This is a genomic window from Hominisplanchenecus faecis (assembly GCF_020687205.1).
GTDB classification, from domain to species: Bacteria; Bacillota; Clostridia; order Lachnospirales; family Lachnospiraceae; genus Hominisplanchenecus; species Hominisplanchenecus faecis.
Genome location: NZ_JAJEQE010000003.1, coordinates 59,167 through 82,303 on the forward strand (window position 1 = coordinate 59,167; position 23,137 = coordinate 82,303).

24 protein-coding genes are annotated in these 23,137 nt (G+C 43.2%); 18 read left to right on the forward strand and 6 right to left on the reverse strand.

Translation table 11 applies throughout. The features are described 5' to 3' along the window. Nucleotides 1-55 precede the first annotated feature (55 nt). On the forward strand, nt 56-301 hold the full coding sequence (locus LKD42_RS01770) for a zinc-ribbon domain-containing protein (RefSeq protein ID WP_248834622.1): 246 nt from the start codon (nt 56-58) through the stop codon (nt 299-301). A 98-nt stretch (nt 302-399) separates the two neighbouring features. On the opposite strand, the gene LKD42_RS01775 is transcribed toward LKD42_RS01770, so the two are convergent. Continuing rightward, on the reverse strand, nt 400-738 hold the full coding sequence (locus LKD42_RS01775) for a winged helix-turn-helix transcriptional regulator (RefSeq protein WP_107001143.1): 339 nt from the start codon (nt 736-738) through the stop codon (nt 400-402). 120 nt (nt 739-858) lie between these two features. On the opposite strand from LKD42_RS01775, the gene LKD42_RS01780 reads away from it, so the two are divergent. The 5 genes from LKD42_RS01780 (at nt 859) to LKD42_RS01800 (ending at nt 4,007) form a co-directional block, all read left to right on the forward strand. Next, the gene (locus tag LKD42_RS01780) at nt 859-1,425 is read left to right on the forward strand and encodes a flavin reductase family protein (protein ID WP_054754268.1); all 567 of its coding nucleotides are present in this window, start codon (nt 859-861) and stop codon (nt 1,423-1,425) included. 285 nt (nt 1,426-1,710) lie between these two features. Next, nucleotides 1,711-1,986 (forward strand): hypothetical protein, encoded by a 276-nt coding sequence (locus LKD42_RS01785; protein ID WP_248834623.1) that lies wholly within the window; start codon nt 1,711-1,713, stop codon nt 1,984-1,986. A gap of 159 nt (nt 1,987-2,145) precedes the next feature. Next, a complete protein-coding gene (locus LKD42_RS01790) occupies nt 2,146-3,093 on the forward strand; it encodes a MarR family transcriptional regulator (RefSeq protein WP_248834624.1) in 948 nt (315 codons plus the stop codon). Between the two features lie 260 nt (nt 3,094-3,353). After that, on the forward strand, nt 3,354-3,569 hold the full coding sequence (locus LKD42_RS01795; RefSeq protein ID WP_147633043.1) for a hypothetical protein: 216 nt from the start codon (nt 3,354-3,356) through the stop codon (nt 3,567-3,569). Between the two features lie 21 nt (nt 3,570-3,590). Beyond that, the gene (locus LKD42_RS01800) at nt 3,591-4,007 is read left to right on the forward strand and encodes a hypothetical protein (protein ID WP_173898386.1); all 417 of its coding nucleotides are present in this window, start codon (nt 3,591-3,593) and stop codon (nt 4,005-4,007) included. Nucleotides 4,008-4,058: 51 nt separating this feature from the next. Here LKD42_RS01800 and LKD42_RS01805 read toward each other — a convergent pair whose 3' ends face one another. Beyond that, the gene (locus LKD42_RS01805; protein ID WP_022118466.1) at nt 4,059-4,574 is read right to left on the reverse strand and encodes a helix-turn-helix domain-containing protein; all 516 of its coding nucleotides are present in this window, start codon (nt 4,572-4,574) and stop codon (nt 4,059-4,061) included. Between the two features lie 275 nt (nt 4,575-4,849). Here LKD42_RS01805 and LKD42_RS01810 point away from each other — a divergent pair, with 275 nt between their 5' ends. The 3 genes from LKD42_RS01810 to LKD42_RS01820 all read left to right on the forward strand — a co-directional run bounded on the left by LKD42_RS01810 (nt 4,850) and on the right by LKD42_RS01820 (nt 7,092). Continuing rightward, entirely contained in the window at nt 4,850-6,073 is a 1,224-nt protein-coding gene (locus LKD42_RS01810; protein ID WP_248834625.1) for an AI-2E family transporter, read from the forward strand. Between the two features lie 67 nt (nt 6,074-6,140). Beyond that, complete coding sequence (locus LKD42_RS01815) at nt 6,141-6,392, forward strand: hypothetical protein (protein ID WP_248834626.1); 252 nt, start codon at nt 6,141-6,143, stop codon at nt 6,390-6,392. A gap of 94 nt (nt 6,393-6,486) precedes the next feature. Further along, nucleotides 6,487-7,092, forward strand: coding sequence for a TetR/AcrR family transcriptional regulator (locus LKD42_RS01820; RefSeq protein WP_248834660.1), 606 nt, complete (start codon nt 6,487-6,489; stop codon nt 7,090-7,092). On the opposite strand, the gene LKD42_RS15300 is transcribed toward LKD42_RS01820, so the two are convergent. Further along, a complete protein-coding gene (locus LKD42_RS15300; protein WP_248834627.1) occupies nt 7,070-7,333 on the reverse strand; it encodes a hypothetical protein in 264 nt (87 codons plus the stop codon). The two genes, LKD42_RS01820 and LKD42_RS15300, sit on opposite strands and share 23 nt — an antisense overlap. A gap of 30 nt (nt 7,334-7,363) precedes the next feature. Here LKD42_RS15300 and LKD42_RS01830 point away from each other — a divergent pair, with 30 nt between their 5' ends. The 5 genes from LKD42_RS01830 to LKD42_RS01850 all read left to right on the forward strand — a co-directional run bounded on the left by LKD42_RS01830 (nt 7,364) and on the right by LKD42_RS01850 (nt 13,028). Next, nucleotides 7,364-8,029, forward strand: coding sequence for a hypothetical protein (locus LKD42_RS01830; RefSeq protein ID WP_248834628.1), 666 nt, complete (start codon nt 7,364-7,366; stop codon nt 8,027-8,029). A 241-nt stretch (nt 8,030-8,270) separates the two neighbouring features. Beyond that, complete coding sequence (locus LKD42_RS01835) at nt 8,271-9,395, forward strand: DUF362 domain-containing protein (RefSeq protein WP_248834629.1); 1,125 nt, start codon at nt 8,271-8,273, stop codon at nt 9,393-9,395. Nucleotides 9,396-9,398: 3 nt separating this feature from the next. Next, nucleotides 9,399-10,067 (forward strand): DNA-3-methyladenine glycosylase family protein, encoded by a 669-nt coding sequence (locus tag LKD42_RS01840; RefSeq protein WP_022117981.1) that lies wholly within the window; start codon nt 9,399-9,401, stop codon nt 10,065-10,067. Beyond that, nucleotides 10,064-10,606, forward strand: coding sequence for a hypothetical protein (locus tag LKD42_RS01845; RefSeq protein WP_248834630.1), 543 nt, complete (start codon nt 10,064-10,066; stop codon nt 10,604-10,606). Before LKD42_RS01840 ends, LKD42_RS01845 begins: the two co-directional genes overlap by 4 nt. A 130-nt stretch (nt 10,607-10,736) precedes the next feature. Further along, complete coding sequence (locus LKD42_RS01850; protein WP_248834631.1) at nt 10,737-13,028, forward strand: ATP-binding cassette domain-containing protein; 2,292 nt, start codon at nt 10,737-10,739, stop codon at nt 13,026-13,028. Between the two features lie 64 nt (nt 13,029-13,092). Here the strand turns inward: LKD42_RS01850 and LKD42_RS01855 are convergent, their stop codons facing one another. Further along, complete coding sequence (locus LKD42_RS01855; protein ID WP_283094943.1) at nt 13,093-15,360, reverse strand: glycogen/starch/alpha-glucan phosphorylase; 2,268 nt, start codon at nt 15,358-15,360, stop codon at nt 13,093-13,095. Nucleotides 15,361-15,494: 134 nt separating this feature from the next. Between LKD42_RS01855 and LKD42_RS01860 the strand changes: the two genes are divergently transcribed. Beyond that, nucleotides 15,495-16,352, forward strand: coding sequence for an AraC family transcriptional regulator (locus LKD42_RS01860; RefSeq protein WP_248834633.1), 858 nt, complete (start codon nt 15,495-15,497; stop codon nt 16,350-16,352). A gap of 50 nt (nt 16,353-16,402) precedes the next feature. On the opposite strand, the gene LKD42_RS01865 is transcribed toward LKD42_RS01860, so the two are convergent. Beyond that, on the reverse strand, nt 16,403-17,428 hold the full coding sequence (locus LKD42_RS01865) for a LacI family DNA-binding transcriptional regulator (protein WP_248834634.1): 1,026 nt from the start codon (nt 17,426-17,428) through the stop codon (nt 16,403-16,405). A 288-nt stretch (nt 17,429-17,716) separates the two neighbouring features. Here LKD42_RS01865 and LKD42_RS01870 point away from each other — a divergent pair, with 288 nt between their 5' ends. Then, entirely contained in the window at nt 17,717-19,906 is a 2,190-nt protein-coding gene (locus LKD42_RS01870; protein WP_331464753.1) for a PTS transporter subunit IIBC, read from the forward strand. 17 nt (nt 19,907-19,923) lie between these two features. Here LKD42_RS01870 and LKD42_RS15305 read toward each other — a convergent pair whose 3' ends face one another. Beyond that, nucleotides 19,924-20,151, reverse strand: a complete 228-nt coding sequence (locus tag LKD42_RS15305; protein WP_248834635.1) for a hypothetical protein — start codon at nt 20,149-20,151, stop codon at nt 19,924-19,926. A gap of 12 nt (nt 20,152-20,163) precedes the next feature. Between LKD42_RS15305 and LKD42_RS01880 the strand changes: the two genes are divergently transcribed. Both LKD42_RS01880 and malQ read left to right on the forward strand, forming a co-directional pair. Beyond that, a complete protein-coding gene (locus tag LKD42_RS01880) occupies nt 20,164-20,982 on the forward strand; it encodes an endonuclease/exonuclease/phosphatase family protein (RefSeq protein WP_248834636.1) in 819 nt (272 codons plus the stop codon). A 15-nt stretch (nt 20,983-20,997) separates the two neighbouring features. After that, nucleotides 20,998-22,500, forward strand: coding sequence for a 4-alpha-glucanotransferase (malQ, locus tag LKD42_RS01885; protein ID WP_248834637.1), 1,503 nt, complete (start codon nt 20,998-21,000; stop codon nt 22,498-22,500). Nucleotides 22,501-23,137 lie beyond the last annotated feature (637 nt).

The window sequence follows — 23,137 nt, forward strand, 5'->3', positions numbered from 1 at the left end:
CTTCTTTTGTATATATGAAAGATATTTTTTATGTACGAAGGAAGGAGGTTTTTTCATGCCTAAAGTCAGAAAAGAAATTCCAGAATTGGAAAAGCTGGTGCAGGTCGGAAGAAAGAAAGTTGTCCGTTATGAGGAAGGGGCGCAATTATATTCTATGAATAACAGTTTAGCAGAAGTACACCCAGAGCTTGTTTCGGAGTGGTCGAAAAAGAATAAGATAAAACCGACAGAGATTTCTATTGGCTCTCATAAGAAAGTGATTTGGAGATGTGAGAAAGGACACGAGTGGGAGAACATTTGAAAATGGATATATTGAGTAAAAAAGCCTATATAGGCAGAAATTTTCAATAAAAGCCAAAACAACTCAAAAACTTTGCTTTTAACATTGGCTAGAAGATGTTAATCTGTCAGTTTGTTTTCTTCACCCCAAACACAAAGCTGATCTAACACTACCATTAGTGACTTGCCACGTTCCGAAAGACAGTATTCCACCTTGGGTGGAATTTGAGGATATTCAGTACGGATAATCAGTTTGTCAGACTCTAGTTCCTTGAGATTGGTACTTAATGTTTTATCGGAAATTGTTTTCAGATAACGCTTCAGCTCATTGAACCTTACAGTTTTAAATTCCATTAAACAATAAAGAATGACCATTTTATGTTTGCCGGAAATCAGGGACAAAGTGTAAGCAAAGCCTGTATCTTCAAAATTGGCATTTTCAATGTAGTTTTGTATCATTATACTTTCTCCTTGGATAGTACCTATCATTTTTACCAGTACTTGAAATTCTGAATTGATTGAATATAATTATAAGTAGGATAAATAATTCTGTCAATCTAATTTTAAGGAGAGATTATTATGAGAACAAAGTTGAAAATTACGGAAGGAATTTTTCCTATGCCAGTGTTGATGGTGGCAACTTATAATGAGGACAACAGTGTGAATGTAATGAATGCTGCTTGGGGGACAATGCAAGCAAGGGACATAGTTGCATTGAATCTTACCGAAACACATAAAACCGTGCAAAATATTAAGGCACGAGGTGCATTTACTGTTAGTATCGCAGATGTTGAACACTTGGTAGAAGCAGATTATTTTGGCGTAGAGTCTGGTAATCGTGTAACAGATAAATTTACACGTAGCGGATTGACTGCAAGTAAGGCTGAAGTCGTAGATGCTCCTATTATCAATGAGTTTCCAATCTGTTTAGAATGTAAATTTATTGAGTATCAAGATAATGAATACGGTTGTGGCGTTATTGGAAAGGTAGTGAATGTAACTGCCGATGAGAGCGTTATGGTAGACGGTAAAATTGATATTTCCAAGGTAAATGCCATTGCATTTGACCCTTATACTCATGGTTACTACAAAGTTACAGAGCGTGTGGGTGAAGCTTTCAAAGATGGGTTAAAACTGAAAAAGTAAAGCTACAGGAAAGAAAAATTGATTAAGAAAAGATTCTTTCATAAAACATAGACACAAAATTTAATATTATATAGCCACTTGGTTTTCAAAAAATCAGGTGGCTATTTTTATTTTAAGGAAGGTGGTCGAGAGGTATTGGCGGCAGGAGTGCTTTGGATTATCTGATTATCCTATCTGCAAAAAGGTATTCACGAAACAATAGAGTATCTGGAAGCGTTTCTCAGACATCTACTTTTGAACGAGAAAAATGAACTTCATAATCGAAATCTTCATATAAGTGGACTTTTGAATGAAGAAAAAGTGGACATTCAAGATGGGAAAGTGGATATTGAAAGTGTACTTTCTCAAAAAGGCAGCGATTTCTCGGTAAAAACGACGATTCATATCCATAGACTTTTTGAAAAGTTTGGCTTTGATGAGGTGTTTGAAAGAAGTGCAGTTATGGAACTTCTTGAGCTGAAAGGTTCAGGTGCTTCAAAACTTCTTTCCAATTTGGTGCAGGCAGATATTATTGAACCAGTATCCGGTCACGGAAAAGGAAAATATAAATTCAAGAAGTAGTTTGGGTATTGTAAAATTTTCACTCGATGAGTGGAAAATTTGCTTATGAAAGAAGTTTGTGCAGATTGTCTGCATAAATTCAAAATAACTCAAAAACTTGAATTTTAACATTGGTTAAGTTAAAATGAAATAAATTAAGTTAAAAAGAGAATGAGAAATATGCTTACAAGCGTATTCGGGATTTCTATAAAATATGAAGCATGGAATCATCAGGATTCTTTGCCTGTTTATATTGCAGGGAGTTATGATTTTCATACAGCATATATTGGAAACAGACGCTGTATAATGCTTGCTCCAACAGAAGAACTTGCCACACTTCCGGCATTGAAAAAACAAATTGTAAAAATACAGCAGGTTGATAATGTGCCAGTCGTATTTGAACTTACAACTGTATCAAATTATCGAAGAAAAAGCCTTATAGAAAATAATATACCGTTTATTACTGATAAGCAGGTCTTTCTTCCTTTCATCGGAACAATGCTTTCTGATGAGAAAGAACCCCCAAAATTAAGGGGGAAGTTTGTTTATTCCACGCAGCAGTTGTTTTTGTTTTATCTGTATAGTAAGAAAAAACGATTGTATATTTCAGAAGCCGGAAAAGTGCTTCCATTTACAGCAATGACCTTGACCAGAGCAGTAAAGCAGTTGGAAACGACGGATTTGTTTTTGGTAGCAAAAGACGGTGTCAACAAGTTTATTGAGTCAAAATATAAGCGAGATGAATTATTTGAAAAAGCAAAAGTATATTTGACGACTCCTGTTCGAAAAACAGGATATATAGATAAGACGCAAGTTACAGAAAATATGGTCTTTGCAGGGGAAACGGCACTTTCTGAAAAAGCAATGTTAAATCCAAGCCGAGTTGTTACCTATGCAATTAGTGAGAAAGATTATGATAAAACCTTGCTAACCGATGAATTGATAGACCTGGATAAGCAGGTAAGACTTGAATTATGGGCATACAGCCCGAAACAATTTTCAGAGGATAACAGTGCTGATGATATTTCCATTGTTTTATCTTTTGGAGATACAAACGATGAAAGAATTGAAGAAGCAGTAGATGAATTGCAGGGAATTGTGTTATTTCTCAAAAAACGGGAATTATAAAGATTTAATTCTTTACTACGGATGTGTATTGTAAAAAATTATTTTGCTATACTGACAATATCAACAGAAAAGGTGGATATTAGCGAGGTGATCAGATGAATGCAACACAGAGAATACGATTAATTCGGATAATAGAAAAGATTGAAAAAAATCCGGAATTCAGTAACAAGCTTGGATTGAAAAATACATCTGATTTTATATCAGATAAACAACAAAAAATGAATCACTCACAACTGGATGAGTGTTAGAAGGAGAAAAAGATGTTATCATTATTATTTACTATTTGTATGATTTGGTTTGTTGGAAAATTTTTTATATTTGGCTTAAAAGCATCCTGGGGAATCCTGAAATTACTTTGTACGGTTATTTTCTTTCCGGTGATATTGATTGGAATGGTGGTAGGCGGATTAATGTATATAGCTTTTCCGCTATTGATCATTGGTGGGATTATCGGACTTGTAACTTCACATTCATAAAGAGTCAGAGAGGTGTTTTTTATGGGATATGATATTGAAAAAGAAAAAAGAGAAGCAATTGAAGCTGGACATAGAGCCTTAAACAGTCTTAGTACAGCAAAAGAAAATCTGAACAGTGCAAAAAACTGGGGTCTGGTAGATATGTTTGGCGGAGGATTTTTCAGTACAATGCTGAAACATTCAAAAATGGAGCAGGCGAAGCAGAATATGGAGCAGGCAAAGTATGATCTCCGTAATTTCAGCAGAGAATTAAATGATGTAAATATGGCATGTAACCTGCATATCGATACCGGAAATTTTCTTTCATTTGCAGATTATTTTTTTGATGGATTTGTTGTGGACTGGATGGTCCAGGATCGAATCAATAATGCAAAAAGACAGGTAGAAGAAGCTATTCGAAGAACAGAAAGTATCGTTAATCAATTACAGCGTATGTAAAGAGAAGGGCAATGAATCAGAAATGGTTCATTGCCCTTCGTGCGTTATGGATTATTTCAGCTTTTCTTTTTCCTCATTCAGCAGTTCAATATTCAATGCCTGTTCGCTGGCGGTCTTATCAATCCAGAGATTCAGTGAATCTATTGCCAGAGAAATTTCATCCAGCTTTTTGCTGATAAGTGCAAAATCTTTTATCTCATCATCACTGATCCTGCCGTCGCGGGCTATCTGGATCAGGCGTGTGGTAAGAGGATTGATTTCATTTAGACTGGCAATGGTTTCCAGAATTATGTTGGATAAGTCGGAAACTTTGACTTCCGGAACATAACGATGACCGATTTCGCATTTATGGGAGCAGTAATAATTGCAGAGATCCGGTCGTCTGTAAGCATCAGCCATCTGGATGATATCATAAGGTGTTGGTTCCTGTATTTCATATTCAAATTTTTCAATTTTAGAATCAGAAACAGCTGTCATCTTTTCACTGGCTTCTGATCTGGTGAGACCGGCTTCTTCCCGGCAAATCTGATAAATCGTCTTATTTTCTCTTTTAGATTGCTTTCCCATGAGAATAACCTCCTGTATATCACAAAACATTAGGATTATCGCGTTGTAAGTCCGTATGCTGTACGTGTATTTCTTTTATAAATTTCATTATACTTGAAATATCAGTAAACAACAAGAGATAATAAACTTTGGTTATACGGTCCTGAAATGTGCCGCAAAAAATTATCCAAAGACACCTGTATCCAAAAACCTTGATTTTTAATATATGCTAAGTTAAAATAAAACAAATACCGATCACACAAAATAACGGATAACGATTGAAAAAGGAGAAAATAGTGGATCTAAACAAAATATCTATTAAAAAAATCAGGGAGCTTATTGTATTTACGGCACTTCTTGTAGTTGCCTTGTGGAAGTTTGATATGGTATTCGGTGTGCTGAAAACCATATGGAGGATTATATTTCCGTTTATACTTGGTGGAGCTATCGCATTTCTGACCAATGTGCCAATGAGCTTTTTGGAAAGGACAATTTTTAAAAAGGCAAAAAAAGAAAATAAGATAGTTAAAAAACTGTCAAGACCGATAAGTCTGCTCCTTACGGTTGTATTAGTAGTTGGTGTAATCTCATTGGTAATGTTTGGTGTGATTCCGCAGCTTACACGAACAATGGGAACTTTGATGACGAGCATCGCTGATTTTATCCCGCATATGCAAAGCTGGATTCGAGAATTTTTCCATAATAATCAGGAAATTATAAAACTGACAGATCAGCTGCAGTTTAATCTGGATCAGGCAGTCAGATGGGCAATAAGCCTTCTTGGAAACGGTGCAGGAAATATGATGAATACGACAATGTCTGCAGTGGGTTCCCTGATCAGTGGATTAACAACCTTTTTCATTGCGGTTTCCTTTGCCTGCTATATTCTTTTTCAAAAAGAAAAGCTGCATGTACAGGTCAGAAAAGTATTTTTCGCTTTTCTTCCAAAACAAAAAGCAGATGCATTCCTTAAAGTTTGTTCTCTCACGTATCGGACATTTGCAAACTTTCTTACAGGTCAGTGTCTGGAAGCCGTGATTCTTGGATGTATGTTTGTCATTACACTGAGTATTTTGCGGATGCCATATGCACTCCTGATTGGAGTTTTAATTGCGTTTACGGCATTGATCCCTGTTTTCGGGGCTTTCATCGGGTGTGCGGTAGGAAGCTTTTTAATCTTTATGCTAAGCCCGAAACAGGCAATTCTATTCATAATAGTATTTCTGGTACTGCAGCAGATAGAGGGAAATCTGATCTATCCCCATGTTGTTGGTGAATCTGTAGGTCTTCCGTCCATCTGGGTGCTGGCAGCCGTTACAGTCGGTGGAAACATTATGGGAATTGTAGGTATGCTTGTTTTTATTCCACTGTTATCAGTGTTCTATACTATTTTTCGGGAATTCGTATATCTGCACCTGAAAAAACAACATATCAAACAGGTAACAGCAACAAAAATAGAAGAATATACGGAAGAAGAAATTGCTGCTATAGAAGGAAAGGAAATGAACAGAACAGAATAAAGTATATTATGAAAATTCCTGAAGATATTCAGAAGATAAAAAGGAAAAATATGTAAAGAAAAAGGCAGTGAATCAGAAATGGTTCATTGCCTTTTATGAGGATCAGTTACTGAAATATTTAATACAGGATATTGTCAATATGATTAGTACCGATCAAAATATAGAGTATGATGAAGCAATGAATAAATTTTACAATTCAGAAGTCTTTGAAAAACTTATAGACAAAGAAACAGGATTATATTTGGAAAGTCCAGAATATGTGTATGATTTATTCAAAGATGAAATGAATTTTGGACATATTATCCAGGCAGAAATTTGAAATTTTTAATATGAAGAGTGTTGTCACAGATTTTGCAAAAAAGATATTGACAAATCAAAATGAACGGTGTATGTTTTCAATATGAACAGTGTTCATGCTGAAAAGTAATAATAAGCAAATTAGAAATATTGGAGGTGAAGTTGTGAATCATCTTGCTACTTCAAAAGAAGACATATTGGCTGCCAGCAGGGAATTGATCAAAGAAAATGGCTGGGCTGCTGTAAGTATCAGGGCTGTTGCATCCCGGTGTTCTGTTTCTGCCGGTACAATTTATAATTACTATGAATCGAAGGCGGTCTTGCTCAGTGATACAATAGAGAGTATTTGGCACGAGATTTTCTTTCATTCCCAGGATGAACAGGTCTTTGATGATGTTACAACCTGCATCTTATGGATTTATGAACGTCTGCAATATGGAAATAAGCAATTTCCGGGGTTTTTTTCATTGCATTCGTTTGGATTTATGAGAGAAGAAAGAACGGAAGGTAAAAAGAGAATGATGCAGACCTGGGGGCATATCCTCAATGGACTGTGCGATGTCCTGAAAAATGATTCTAAGATCCGCCCGAATGTATTTGACCAGCAATTTACGGAAAAACAGTTCGCAGATATATTATTTTCGCTGATGTTAGTGTCGATGATCCGTCAGGATTATGACCCTTCACAAATAGTGATGCTTATAAATAAAACATTATATTAAAATTCTCCCACAGATCATGTGGGAAAATTTTTGAATCAAAATGAACAGTGTTCATATATTGGATTTCCATGTGAGCATAAAAGTGGGATGATAATCCCACGATATGCGAATACTGGGGTGCTATGTGCCGGTGGCACATGTTTAGCACCGACCGAAGCGGAGCGTAGAAAGGATTGTGGGAGTGCAACGCACGGAACAATCCGTAGGCATCATAGTTGGGGACTTTTGACACCCACATCATAAAATTTCAAAATAAGAAAGGATGTTTATTATGCAGGCAATTGTAGAAACTTTATTTGATACCGTATATTTGATTTCGGTAATCACAATCGGAATTTTAATGATCCGTCAAAGTAAAGGAAACCGTCAGTTTACTATGTTTGGAATTATGGCAGTTCTTTTAGGCAGTGGAGATGCGTTCCATCTGATTCCACGTGCAACGGCACTTTGTACCACCGGCCTTGAGAACTTTACCGTACAGCTGGGGTTAGGTAAGTGGATCACCTCTGTTACTATGACGATCTTTTATGTTGTGCTTTATCATATCTGGCGTGAACGTTATCAGGTTAAAGGGCATAAAATAACCACAGCTGCAATCTACGCTCTTGCAGGATTGAGAATTGTTTTGTGCATGATGCCTCAGAATAACTGGCTTGCCACAGATGCTCCGCTTTCCTGGGGTATTTACCGTAATATTCCATTCGCATTGATGGGGTTGATTATCATTGTTCTGTTTTATAAAAGTGCAAAAGAAAAGAATGATAAATCTTTCCGCTGGATGTGGCTGACAATCGTACTGAGCTTTGCTTTCTATATTCCGGTTGTATTGTGGGCGGATGTAATCCCAATGATCGGTATGCTGATGATTCCTAAAACATGTGCCTATGTATGGACAGTGGTAATCGGCTATAAGGCAATGAAAAAAGAAATAGCTTAAGAGCATTCAAATCAGTATCGGCTCTGTTGTTTTCACAGAGTCTGAGGTGCGGCAGCCTGAGAAGCAGGAAAAAATCGGATACTTACAAACAGGTACTTGACTTCAAGTGTACTTGATGTGTTATTCTTTTATAGAAAGTAAGGATTCTGTACAGACTCAACACGTTTTTTTACAGAGTCTGGCATTAAGGATGCAAAGGTACGGGAAACTTACGGAAGAAAATATATCAGGAGGAACTGACATGGGAAAATCTACTGTTTATTTTACCGATTTCCGCTGTCCGGTAGGGACCAGCCAGCTGGACAAGCTGAAAAAACTTTGTATTGCTGCCGGCATCAAAGACATTGATATGGATGGAAAGTTTGTGGCGATCAAGATGCATTTTGGTGAACTTGGAAATATGGCTTTCCTTCGACCAAATTATGCAAAGGTAATTGCAGATTTGTGCAAGGAGCAGGGCGGAATGCCGTTTCTGACAGACTGTAATACACTGTATCCGGGAAGCAGAAAGAATGCACTGGAACATCTGGACTGTGCAAATCTCAATGGTTTTAATACAACTACGACCGGATGTCAGATTATCATCGGAGATGGACTGAGAGGAACGGATGAAGTAGAAGTTCCGGTTGTAAACGGAGAATACTGCAAAACGGCTCTGATCGGACATGCGATCATGGATGCGGACATTTTTATCAGCCTGAGCCATTTTAAGGGACATGAGGCAACCGGATTTGGCGGAGCCATTAAAAATATCGGTATGGGATGCGGAAGCCGTGCAGGAAAAATGCAGCAGCATGCAAGCGGAAAACCGGCAATCAATACGGAAGTCTGTCGTGGCTGCCGCCGCTGTGCAAAAGAATGCGGAAGCGATGCGATCACTTATGTAAATAAAAAAGCAGTTATTGATTATGATAAATGCAAAGGATGCGGACGCTGTATCGGAGCCTGCAGTTTTGATGCGGTATATAATCCAAATGACAGTGCAAATGAGCTTCTCGACCGTAAAATGGCAGAATATGCACAGGCAGTCTGTCATGACCGTCCGCATTTCCATATCGCACTGGTACAGGATATCAGCCCGAATTGTGACTGTCACGGAGAGAATGATGCACCGATCCTTCCGGATATCGGAATGTTCGCAAGCTTTGATCCGGTCGCACTGGATCAGGCGTGTGCAGATGCCTGCCTGAATGCAGCACCGATCGCAAACAGCCAGCTTGGAGAACATCTGGCAGAGCCGGGATGGCATTGCCACCACGATCATTTCAAAGATTCCAATCCGAATATCGAGTGGAAAGCAACCCTTGACCAGGCAGAAAAGATCGGACTTGGAACAAGAGAATATGAATTGAAGAGAATCAAATAGGATATGTATTTTGAATACGGAGAAAAGGAACTTATCTATCTGAAACAGAAAGATAAACGTCTCGCTGAGGTGATCGATCAGGTTGGCATGATTGAGCGAACGGTTGACGATGACCTGTTCTCATCGGTGGTTCATCATATTGTCGGTCAGCAGATCTCGACCAAAGCACAGGCTACGATCTGGCAGAGAATGAAGGATTATCTTGGGACAGTCGATGCGGACACGATATTAAATGCAGGTGTGGAACATCTGCAGCCGCTTGGGATATCTTTCCGGAAAGCGGAGTATATCACAGATTTTGCGGAAAAAGTAAAAGACGGCAGTTTTGACATTGAAGGCATCTGGAAAAAATCAGATGAAGAAGCGATTGAGGAATTGTCATCACTGAAAGGCATCGGTGTCTGGACTGCGGAAATGATCCTGCTGTTCTGTATGCAAAGACCGAATGTGCTGAGTTTTGGTGATCTGGCGATACAGCGTGGGATGCGGATGATTTACCATCACAGAAAAATCGACCGCAAACTGTTTGAAAAATACCGCCGCAGATTAAGTCCGTACTGCAGCGTGGCAAGTCTGTACTTCTGGGCAGCAGCCGGAGGAGCGGTGCCTGGTTTGAAAGATCATGCACCAAAATCCGGTGCTGATTGCAAAAAGAAAGCAGGAATACGATGAGCGAATTTATCACTACCTATACCGGAAAACATTTTAAACCGACGGATCCAGATCCGGAGCTGATCGATATACCGGATATTGCCCATGCATTGTCGTTGATCTGTCGGGGAAACGGCCATGTAAAGATCTTCTGGTCAGTGGGACAGCACTGTATCTGCTGTGCGAAAGAAGCGGTGGCAAGGGGACTGTCTGATCGCATGGTACTTGCCTGTCTGCTTCACGATGCCAGTGAATGTTATATGTCCGATGTGCCATCTCCTTTTAAGAAAACATTGCCGGAATATCAGGAGCAGGAAGCATATTTGCTGCATTTGATTTACGAAAAATTTCTGGGATCAGATCTGAGTGCACAGGAGCAGGCACAGCTGGAAGAGATCGACCATGCGATGCTCTGGTATGATCTGGACGGGCTGCTTGAAAAGCAGGACGGGGAGCCGCCCAAGCTTCATATCGAGCTGGATTATACCGTAGAGCCTTTTGCAAAAGTGGAAGCTGAGTATATCCGGATTTTTGAAAAATATTCCAGATCAGAGAAATAATGTAAAAGAGAAATAGTCATAAATTCGAAATTTTTCGCATAGGATTAAAATCATAAGATTCTATTTGAGGACATTGTCCGACAACATTTATCTGATATGCCACCAGGAGAAACCAACAGAGCATAAAACTATGAAAAAATTTCGGAAACAAGACAGTGAAAAATATTTTGAAGAAAAGAAACCAGTCAGGCTGGTCGATACGCAGGAATATATGGAAATGATACGGGCACTCCTGGAAGATGGACAGGAAGTCAGCATGATCGTCACGGGAAACAGCATGCGTCCGTTTTTGAAACATGGACGGGACAAAATCTGCATGAAAAAAACAGACCGGAAACTAAGAAAAGGCGATATCGTATTTTATCGCCGTGAAAATGGGCAGTATGTAATGCACCGGATTTTAAAATGCGGGGATCAAAGTTATACGTTGCTTGGCGACGGTCAGATTGTACCGGAATCGGGAATCCGTCAGGAGCAGATTTTTGCCAGAATCACCAAAGTACAGGTGCGGGGAAAATGGATAGGATCAGAAAATTTTCGGTGGAGATTTTTTGAACATATCTGGATTCGTTTTTGTGGTATCAGGAAACTTGGGTTTTCTTTTTCTTCAAAGGTGCAGAATTTAAAAAAAAGCAGTAAGGAAATACATAACGAAACAGTAAGAGCAGCGGAAAAATGGAAAGATGGGATATTTCAGGAAATCTTTGATGACTGGAAATGGATTTTGCATTACAGTGTCAGATATCGATGGACCATCTTTTTTTATACATTTCTCGGAATGGTAAGTACCTCTCTTGGACTTCTCAGCAGCATTGCAGGAAAATATCTGATTGATATTGTTACCGGATATCAGATGAACAAAGCGGGCATGATTTTTGGAGTTATGGCAGGAAGTTTTGCAGTCAGCCTGATTCTGAATGGCGGTATCAGCCGTATTATGGTAAAATTGAATACGAACATCAGCAATGATATTCGGGCAGATCTTTTTGAACAGATTCTGGATGTCAGCTGGCTGGAACTGAGCAAGTATCAAAACGGCGATATGCTCAGCCGTTTCAATCAGGATATTGAAACAGTGGGCAGCAATGCCGTCAGCTGGCTTCCGGCGGTCGTGATCGCATTCTATCATTTTCTGGCAACATTTCTTGTGCTTTTTTATTATGATAAGGTCATGGCAGGGATTGCACTTGGAAGTGCTCCGTTTGTTGTTCTGATGTCGCAGTTTATGATGAAAAAACAGCGGGACTGCCAGAAGAAAGTGCGTGAAATGAGCAGTCGGATGATGACGTTTGAGGCAGAAACTTTTTACAATATGGATATGATCAAATCGCTTGGCATTTCTTTGCACTGCAGCACCTGTCTGAAAAAATTGCAGGAACAGTATAAAAAAATAACTCTGGATTACAATTTGTTCAGCATCAAAACAAAGGCAGTTTTGTCGGTGGTTGGAATGGCAATTCAGTTTACTGCATTTGGGTATTGTCTGTTCCGCTTATGGACACATGCGATCACTTATGGCACGATGACTTTATTTTTGCAGCAGAGAAACAGCCTGTCTGGGGCATTTCAGAATCTCGTGTCGATCATTCCGTCTTTCCTGAACAGTTCGGTTTCTGCACATCGCCTCCGGGAACTGACAGAGCTTCCCAAAGAAATACATAGCATGCAAAATCAAAAGGATCTGTTTTTGACAAAGGGCGGACTGGAAGTTCGTCTGGAAAATGTGACATTTTCGTATACAAAAGGAAAACAGGTGTTTCGGGAATCTGATTTTTGTGCCTGCCCGGGAGAAATCGTGGCACTTGTCGGGACATCCGGAGAAGGGAAGACAACGCTGCTGCGTTTGATCCTCGGCCTGATCGAGCCGGATACAGGAAAGGCAATCTTAAAGGCACAGGACAAAACGGAGCAGAAGTTAAATGCAGACACAAGGGTATGCTTTTCATATGTTCCGCAGGGCAATACCCTTCTTGCCGGGAGTATCGCCGAGAATCTGAGTATCGCCAAAGAAGGAGCATCCAGGGAAGAAATGAAGACGGCTCTTGAGATGGCATGTGCGTGGGAATTTGTCAAAAAACTGCCGGAAGGACTGGAGACAAAACTGGGTGAACGCGGAAAAGGGCTTTCCGAAGGACAGTCGCAGCGGATTGCCATCGCACGGGCATTGCTTCGCAATGCACCGGTGATCCTTCTGGATGAAGCAACTTCCGCACTTGATGAAGAAACAGAGAAAAAACTTCTGAAAAATATACTGGAAAAAGCACCGGAAAAAACCTGTATCGTGACAACGCATCGCCCGGGGGTTCTGAGGCTGTGCCGGAGAGTTTACCGGGTGGAAGACGGAAAGATTGCAGAGCAGAAACAAGATTTCTCCGGTCAGTCAGATTGCCGGACAGTACGGCATCGAAATTTCTCTGGATGATCAGATCTTTGAAGATCCGTATCAGAAAAAGTTCCGGCTGTCGATGGCATAAAATGGTAGATTTTTATTTACCAAGATGCCAGATATCGTGGTCATACTCAGCAATGGTGCGGTCGGAGGAGAACAGACCGGCTTTGGCAATGTTCACCAGACATTTGCGTCTCCATCCTATCGGATCGCAGGTATAATCACTGAGAGCCTGTCCTTTGCGTACAACGTATGCGTTGAAGTCCGGCAAGGTCTGGAACCAGTCCTTGTGGATCAGCTCATGATGCAGACGGTTCAGGCTTTCAGAATGACCGGCTGCCAGCATTTCCGGACCGTTGAGGAAATCAATGGCACGGCGGATGTTGGCATCGTTTTCATACCACTGAGCGGCAACGTAATCATTGGCAGCATAGCGATGGATGACCTGATCGGAGCTCTGGCCGAAGATGTAAATGTTCTCTTCTCCGACCTGCTGGCAAATTTCCACGTTGGCACCGTCCATAGTACCCAGTGTCAGTGCACCGTTCAGCATGAATTTCATATTGCCGGTACCGGATGCTTCTTTGGAAGCGAGACTGATCTGTTCGGACAGATCGCAGGCCGGGATCAGTTTTTCGGCAGCGGTGACGTTGTAGTTCTCAATGAATACGATCTGCAGCCATTTGGATACTTCCGGATCTGCTGCAATCACTTTTGAGAGAGTCAGCAGGGCATGGATAATGTCCTTTGCGATGGTGTAGGCCGGAGCGGCTTTCGCACCGAAGATGCTTACCAGTGGAACGGCAGGCTGATGACCGGCTTTGATCTCATGATACTGATGGATGAGGTACAGCAGATTCAGCTGCTGACGTTTGTATTCATGCAGACGCTTGGACTGGATATCAAACACAGCATTGGTGTTGACTTTCACATTCTGAGTTTTCAGAAGCCAGTCGGCCAGATCTTCTTTGTTAGCTTTTTTTACGGCGGTCAGTTCATTCAGAACCGTTTCGTCGTCCGCAAAGGTCAACAGTTTTTCCAGTTCGGACGCATTCTTGCGGAAACCGGAGCCGATGTACTGTTCCAGTCTGGCAGTCAGTCGCGGATCACATTCCAGCAGCCAGCGGCGGAACGTAATACCGTTGGTCTTGTTGTTGAATTTCTCCGGGTACAGTTCATAAAAGCCGTGCAGTTCTGAATTTTTCAGGATTTCCGTATGCAGGGCTGCCACACCGTTGGTTGAGTGAGTGAAGTGGATGTCCATGTTAGCCATGTGTACCAGACTGTCCTGGTCGATGATGGCAAGACTTTCGTCTGCAGTGCGGGTACGGGCCAGTGCATCCAGCTTTTCGATAACAGGCATCAGCTGTGGCACAACGGCATCCAGATAGGCACGAGGCCATTTTTCCAGTGCTTCTGCCAGAATGGTATGGTTGGTGTAAGCACAGGTTCTGCTGACAATTTCAACAGCTTCTTCAAACGCAATGCCCTTTTTACCAAGCAGGCGGATGAGTTCCGGAATGACCATACTCGGGTGTGTATCATTGATCTGGATGGCAGCATAATCGGCAAGATCATGATAATTGCAGCCACGGGCAGCACATTCAGCAAGGATCAGCTGTGCACCGGCAGAAACCATCAGGTATTGCTGATATACACGCAGGCGGCGGCCGGCTTCATCCGAATCATCCGGGTAGAGAAACAGTGTCAGGTTTTTGTCGATGGCAGTTTTGTCAAAGGCGATACCATCATGAACGATGCTTTCGTCGATGGTGTCGAGGTCAAACAGGTTCAGGGTGTTGGTGCGGCCTTCGTAGCCGGTAACTGCCAGTTTGTACAGTCTGGCAGTGTATTCTTTGCCTGCCAGTTCTACCGGATAGGTTATATCGGTTTTTTCTGCCCAGCTGTGTGCAGTCAGCCATGGATCTGGTTTTTCGTTCTGGATATCATTTTCAAAGGACTGATGGAAAAGTCCGAAGTGATATCGCAGACCAACGCCGTCACCTGGCAGGTTCAGTGTTGCCAGCGAGTCCAGAAAGCAGGCAGCCAGACGTCCCAGACCGCCGTTGCCAAGAGAAGGTTCCGGTTCTACTTCCTCAATGTCTGAGAGATTCTTTCCGGCAGCAGCCAGAGCCTCGCGGGCCTTCTCGTACAGACCGAGATTAATCAGGTTATTGGATAACAGTTTGCCGATAAGAAATTCGGCACTGATGTAGTAAAGCTTGCGGCCGGTGACGCTCTGTACACGGTCGGCACTTTTCTGTCGTACGAGTTCCAGCAGAGCCAGGTACAGCTCCTGATCTGTACAGTCAGCCAGCGGCTTTTTTGTGAGATTCTGTAATATTTCAGTGAAATTCATAAACAAATCCTCCTTTTGATGTCGTTGATATGGAAAACGAGTTTTGATGTCTGTGTTTCAAGATATATCACATAAAACAATCAAAATCTTGCCTGAAAAGTGCAAAATATGGTACAATCCTATCATTAGGAGGTATAGCGATGCAAAAACAGGTTTCCTTGCGGGAAACAAAACAGCATGGGGCTGTGCGTTTTCCGTTTAATATTTATCCCTGCACCATTCCGGGAGATTTCCCGCAGGTGGCACTCCACTGGCAGGAAAGTATGGAGCTGATCTTTGTAAAGCGGGGAGCCGGGCTGGTTCAGGCAGGTGCTGTGACGCATCTGGCTTATATGGGAGATATTTTCATTTTTACACCGGGTACGCTCCATGCACTCAGGCAGACAGAGGGTCAGTATATGGAGTATGAGAATATTATTTTTGATCCGGAACTTCTGGGTGGTGCAGGAGATCTGTGTGCCGAAAAGTATATTCTTCCGCTGCAAAGCGGGCGTCTGGCACTGAACATACATCTGACGCCGGATGATCTGTATTATCCTCAGGCGGCGAACTGTCTGAAGGAAATCGAAGATGCCAACAGCTCCAAACTTCCAGGCTATGAACTGGTCATCAAGAGCGGACTGCTGCGTTTTCTGGCTCTGCTCATTCTGCATGGAAAACAGCAGATTCCGGCGGAAACGGCGGATACCAGACGGCTGAAAACCGTCCTGCAATGGATTTCGGAACATTATGCCGAAAAGATTTGCGTTGGCGATGCAGCAGAAGTATGTTCTTTCAGCTCCAGCCATTTTATGCGATGGTTCCGGCAGATGACGGGGCAGAGCTTTATCGCTTTTCTGAATGAATACCGTTTGAATACGGCTGCTGAGGCATTACAGACCACGGATGAAACGGTCCTGACGATCGCTTCACGGTGCGGGTTTGAGAATCTGTCCTATTTTAATCGAATATTTAAAGCACATTTTGGAATAACACCGCGGGATTACCGGAAAAGATAAACAGACACGACCGTTTACTGTATGGAGAGGAACGGTCGTGTCTGTTTCTGTCAGATCTTCGGAGGAGGGCAGCAGCTTTCGCGGGGGATCAGCTGGTGTGGCACAATGATTTTTGTTGCCAGAAGATTCGGGTTTTCGATATGGTTAATGGTCTGGCTGGCGGCTTCTATGCCAAGCTGGTAGGGATTGACATCGATCGTTGTCAGCCTTGGACTGGTGATGCGGGAAAACAGTGAGTTGTTGAACGAAATGATCGAAAGATCTTTCGGGATGCTGAATCCAAGCTTACCGCAGAACTGTTCCAATACCACAGCCAGAATGTCATCGCTGATCAGCACGGCTGTAGGACGGTCCGCAGATGTGAGGAGCGTTTCCAGTGCATCCTCATAGGAATCGTTCAGAGAGTTGATCTCCACACAGTCTTCTTCACGCGGTGTGATCCCATGTTTCAGCAAAGACATCTGGTAGCCGCGTTTGCGTTCCGCAGAAAACAGCATGGCGTTGCTGACACCGAAATAAGCAATGCGGCGGTGTCCCAGTTCATAAAGATAATCGGTGGCTTCTTCTCCGGCAAGGGCATTGTCGTTGTCAATGTAGATGGTCTGGTTGGCGGATTGCACTGCTTTGCCGACAATGACATGAAGCAGACCCTCATTTCGCAGATAGGATGCTACTGGACAGTTTTTTTTAGAATAGAGCAGGATAAAGCCATCTTCCTGGGAATTGGATACCATGCTCTGTATCGCATCCAGCACTTCTGCATCATCCTGCCCGGTGATGACCGTATTCACATAGCGTCGCTGGTTGCAGAACTGCCCGATGCCGCGGATGATCTCCAGATGGAATGCGTTTTCATAGACATCACGCTGAGAAGAGGGCAGGATAATGCCGATCGTCTTGGAAAATGCCTCTACCGGTTCTGTCTCAAAATTGGGTACATAGCCCAGCTGTGCCATAATGCGGCGTACCCGTTCCTTGGTTTCCCGGCTGATGGAAGGGCTGTCCTTGCAGGTGCGTGACACCGTGGAAGGTGAAACACCGGCTGCTGCTGCGACATCTTTAATGGTAACTGCCATAGTCTGTTCCTCCTTGGTTTTCATTGTGTCTATTGTAAAGCTATTTTTATGCAATGTCAACGCTGGTATAAGGGGCAGTTTGCATGCTCATTGCATGCAACAAACCGATTCATATATTCAATTTCCACAAAAAACCTTATAAATAATTGTGAAAAAAGTAGAAAGTTTGTTTTTTGATTAGAAAACTCTTGTAAAAGTTGCGTAATGGGATTATTCTGGTTGCATAAAGTTATGCAAATACAGTGCAATACTTGCGTGAAACAATGCAAAAAAATAAGGAGGAATATCATGACAGCAATGAAACATTCAACCGTTGTGACAGCACCCTTCAGCGGAAACATTGTTCCGTTGAACAAAGTCCCGGATGAAACCTTTGCAAGCGGTGTTTTGGGTGAAGGCATCGCCATTGAACCGTCTGACGGGTTGTTTTGCAGTCCTGTAAACGGTACGGTGGAAACGATTGCCGGAACAAAACATGCCATTGGCTTTGTGGCAGATGGCGGGCTGGAAATTCTGGTTCATGTGGGTCTGGAAACAGTCAGTCTTAATGGCGAGGGCTTTGAGATTCTGGTTAAAGAGGGTGACAAAGTCAGAAAAGGTCAGCCTGTAGCAAAAGTAGATCTTGACCTTATTCGTGAGCGGGGGCTGAAAACGATTACGTCTGTTGTTCTGACAGGCGGCACAGAAGATATGGAGCTGCATTGTGCAAGCGGAACTGCTGAAGCAGGTAAGACATCGATTCTGACACTGAATACAAAAGAGCAGCCGGCCGGTGCAGCCAGAACAGATGCTCAGCCGACCGGGAAAACCAAAGCAGAGAAGAAAGCGAAGAAAAAAGGCATGATTAACTTTGATTTCCTGCAGAAGCTGGGCAAAGTACTGATGCAGGTCATCGCTGTTATGCCAGCGGCCGGTCTGATGATCAGCCTTGGTAAGCTGGTGCAGATGGCAGGTGCAGATATGGCAGTTGTTATGACCATCGGTACTACCATGGAGAACATTGGCTGGGCTGTGATCAATAACCTGCACATCCTGTTTGCAGTTGCCATTGGCGGCGGCTGGGCAAAAGAACGTGCCGGCGGTGCATTTGCAGCAGTGCTGGCGTTTGCTCTTATCAACGTCATCACCGGTAATATTTTTGGTGTTACCAGTGCCATGCTGGCAGATTCCAGTGCTGTGACCCATACGCTGTTCGGACAGGAGATTGCTGTCAATGGTTACTTCACTTCCGTACTCGGTGCCCCGGCTCTGAATATGGGCGTATTCGTGGGCATCATCGCCGGTTTTGTGGGCGGTGTGGCATACAATAAGTACTATAACTTCCGTAAGCTGCCGGATGCACTGGCATTCTTTAACGGAAAACGTTTCGTACCTATGATGGTTATTGTTTACTCCGTGGTTATTTCTCTGGTGCTGGCATTGTTCTGGCCTTTAGTCCAGACCGGTATCAACAGTTTTGGTATCTGGATCGCCAATTCCTCTGCAACTTCTCCGGTACTGGCTCCATTCGTCTATGGTACACTCGAGCGACTGCTGCTGCCTTTCGGTCTGCACCATATGTTGACGATTCCTATGAACTACACCTCTTTCGGAGGTACTTACACCATCGCTACCGGTGTCAACGCAGGCAGCCAGGTGTTTGGTCAGGATCCACTGTGGCTGGCATGGGCAAATGACCTTATTAACTTTAAAAAATCAGGCGATATGGCTGCTTACAATAATCTGCTGACTACGGTTACTCCAGCCAGATTCAAGGTAGGTCAGATGATCGGTGCTACCGGTTTGCTGCTGGGTATTGTGCTGGCTATGTACCGCCGTGTCGATGCTGACAAGCGTGCAAAGTATAAGTCCATGTTCATTTCCACAGTACTGGCTGTGTTCCTTACCGGTGTTACCGAGCCTCTGGAATTCATGTTTATGTTCTGTGCAATGCCGCTGTACGTAGTTTATGCGATTCTTCAGGGATGTGCTTTTGCAATGGCAGGAATCATACACCTGCGTTTACATTCCTTTGGCAATCTGGAATTCATCACCCGAATTCCGATGTCGCTTCAGGCCGGTCTGGGCGGCGATATTATCAACTTTGTGATCTGTGTGATAGTATTTTTTGCAATCGGTTACTTTGTAGCATATTTTATGATCGGTAAGTTCAAACTGGCAACGCCGGGTCGTCTGGGCAACTATACCGATGACAATGCCGATGAGAATACCGCAGAGAATACAGGTGCTTCTGCCGGAAACGGAAACAGTCAGGCAGAGCGTATCATTGCTCTGCTGGGCGGCCGCGAAAACATTGTACTGGTAGATGCATGTATGACCCGTTTACGTGTCACGGTGAAAGACCCGACAAAGGTCGCCGATCTTCCGGCATGGAAGGCAGAAGGTGCACTGAGTCTGCTGATCAAAGGAGATGGCATCCAGGCAGTGTATGGTCCAAAGGCAGACGTCCTGAAATCTGATATTAATGATATTTTATGATGCCAGGGTCAAAAGGTCTAAATCCACATGAGCTTGCTCATAAGTGGATGAAAGACCTTGGGACCCGCCCAGATATGGAGCAGAACATCCAGTGGATGTTCGTTTTGCTCCGACCGAAGCGGAGCGTAGACATAAAAGTGGGATGATAATCCCACGATATGCGAATACTGGAGAGGATTGTGGGAGTGCGACGCACGGAACAATCCGTAGGCATCATAGTTTTGGACTTTTAATTTTAACACCATTTTATAAAAATTATGAGATTATTAACATTGAATACACACAGCCTCGTCGAGCCGGACTATGAGGCGAAAAGAAAATTTTTTGTAGATTTTATCGCAAAGGAGCAGCCGGATGTTTTCGCTTTGCAGGAAGTGAACCAGACGGCATCTGCTCCGGCGATGCCCATCCCTCTGGCAAATTATTGTCCATGTTCCGGTAACGGGATATTGCTGAAAGAGGACAACCATGCGGCAGCTGTTGCACAGATGCTAAAGGAAGAGGGCGTACATTATTACTGGAGCTGGCTTCCGGCAAAAATCGGCTACGACAAGTATGATGAAGGTATGGCAATTTTCAGTCGTATGCCAATCACTGCAACAGAAAATCTGCTGCTGAGCAGGACAGACGATTATCATTACTGGAAAACGCGTCGTGCACTTGGTATCTGTGCAGGAGATGTCTGGTACTATGCGGTACACATGGGTTGGTGGAAGGATGAAGAAGAGCCTTTTCTCGATCAGTGGGAAAAGATGTCCCATGCAGCATCCGGAAAACAGATGGCATTTCTGCTGGGTGATTTCAACAGTGAAGCAGCGGTTCGGGGAGAAGGTTATGATCTGATCGCCCGGGACGGCTGGCAGGATACCTACTGTCTGGCACAGCATAAGGATGATGGTTATACGGTGGTGCAGGCCATTGACGGCTGGAGAGATACTCCGGATGCAGCAGAGAAAAAGCGTATCGATCAGATCTGGTGCTCAAAAGTTATTCCGGTAAAGAGCAGCCGAGTTGTATTTCGCGGAACACAGGAACCACAGGTGTCTGACCATGCAGGTATTCTGATCGAATTATAAAGGAAGGTAAAAAAGATGAAGAGAAGTGCAGGTATTTTGCTGCCAATCAGCAGTCTGCCGTCCCCCTACGGTATCGGCTGTTTTTCACAGGAAGCGTATGATTTTGTGGACTGGCTCAAAGAAGCCGGGCAAACATACTGGCAGATTTTGCCGCTGGGTGTGACCAGTTACGGCGACAGTCCTTATCAGAGCTTTTCTGCTTTTGCAGGAAATCCGTATTTTATCAGTCTGGATGAACTGGTAAAAGAGGGTGTGCTGACAACTGCCGAGTGCAAAAAGGCAAATTTTGGACGTAAGGCAGATGACATTGATTACAGTTGTCTTTATATAGAAAGAAACCGTCTGCTGCGGCTGGCATATTCCCGCAGTGATATCGGCCACAACGAAGCGTTTCTGAGATTCTGCGAGAAAAATCAGTGGTGGCTGGATGATTTTGCACTGTTCATGGCAGTGAAGGAGCGTTTTGAAGGCAGACCATGGATCGAGTGGGCGGAAGATATCCGTCTGCGGTGGCAGAATGCGATGGATTACTATCGCCGGGAACTGTATTATGAAGTGGAGTATTATAAATATCTCCAGTTCAAGTTTGATGAACAATGGAGCAAACTGAAAACTTATGCAAACAGCAAAGGAATACAGATCATTGGAGATATTCCGATCTATGTAGCATTGGATTCTGCGGACGCATGGGCAAATCCTGGTCTGTTTCAGCTGGATGAGGAGAACATTCCAACTGCAGTGGCAGGTGTTCCGCCAGATGGATTTTCAGCAACCGGTCAGCTCTGGGGTAATCCGCTCTATCGCTGGGAAGTGCACCGCAATACCGGTTATCAGTGGTGGATCACTCGCCTGTGGTACTGCTTCGAACTGTATGATGTGATACGTATCGATCACTTCCGTGGGTTTGATGAGTATTTTTCAATCCCTTATGGCAGTGAAACAGCTGCATCAGGACACTGGGAAAAAGGACCGGGCATTGAACTGTTCCGTGCGGTGGAACAGGCATTGGGCAAACGGGAAATCATTGCGGAAGACCTTGGCTATATGAGCGACACCGTGCGTAAGCTGGTGCGTGACAGTGGATTCCCGGGAATGAAGGTACTGGAATTTGCTTTTGATTCCCGTGATACCGGCAGTGCCAGCGATTATCTGCCGCATAACTATTCCGTGAACAGTGTGGCCTACACCGGAACGCATGACAATGAAACACTGGTGTCATGGTATCAGACCATCACAGCTGCCGAACGTGCTATGGTGCGTGATTATCTGTACGACTATGCCACCCCGGAAGAACAGCTCTATAAGAGCATGATCGCACTGGTTCTGCGAAGTGCGGCTGCCACCTGCATCATTCCGATGCAGGACTGGCTGGGACTGGACAATTCCGCCCGCATCAATAAACCTTCTACGGTTGGTAAGAACTGGAGATGGCGTCTGAAAAAGACGCAGCTGACCAAAAAGCTCCAAAAAGAAATCTGCCGTATGACTACCCGATACGGCCGTATGAACTGGGAATAGCGGTTCAGCATCAAATACAACAGCATATAAGGAACTTCAGAAATGGAGGATGAGCATAAGCAGGGTGCAGATGATTTCAGAGCAGGTAAAAAAAGGTCAGTATTCAGAATTGTTTCTGGATTGACATAGAACGTCAGACTTTGTGGTGGTATGGTTTCTGGTTTTTCTTCCAGCGATACACATGTATTCCAATCATCAGAATCACGCTGGATACCAGGAAACATACGTAAATCCATATTCTCGTAGGTATAAGTTGTCCCGCCTTTTTTGGCAGAACTGCAAGTTTTATCGCAATCACAGATCCGGCGTTTATGGTAGTGCATTTTGGGACAGATCCCAGTATGAAGAATCGGTTACATTTGTCAGAAACTGTGCAAAAGGTGTTTTCATTGAGGAAGGATTTTTCTGCTACAAAATGTTCTTACGATATATTTTTTCTATCACGTATCAATCGGAAATGATTAAGTTTTAAAGAAGATTTATTTTTTGATTTGTGATACAATGGAGCCACGGAAGACCGTGGCTCTTTTGATGTTTTATATTTTTAGAAGCTTATAAGAGTTCATCAGTGCCAGGGGTTACAAAATGTATCAGGCTGTAAGAAATGGACAGAATGAATAAAAGAAGCAATAAATGA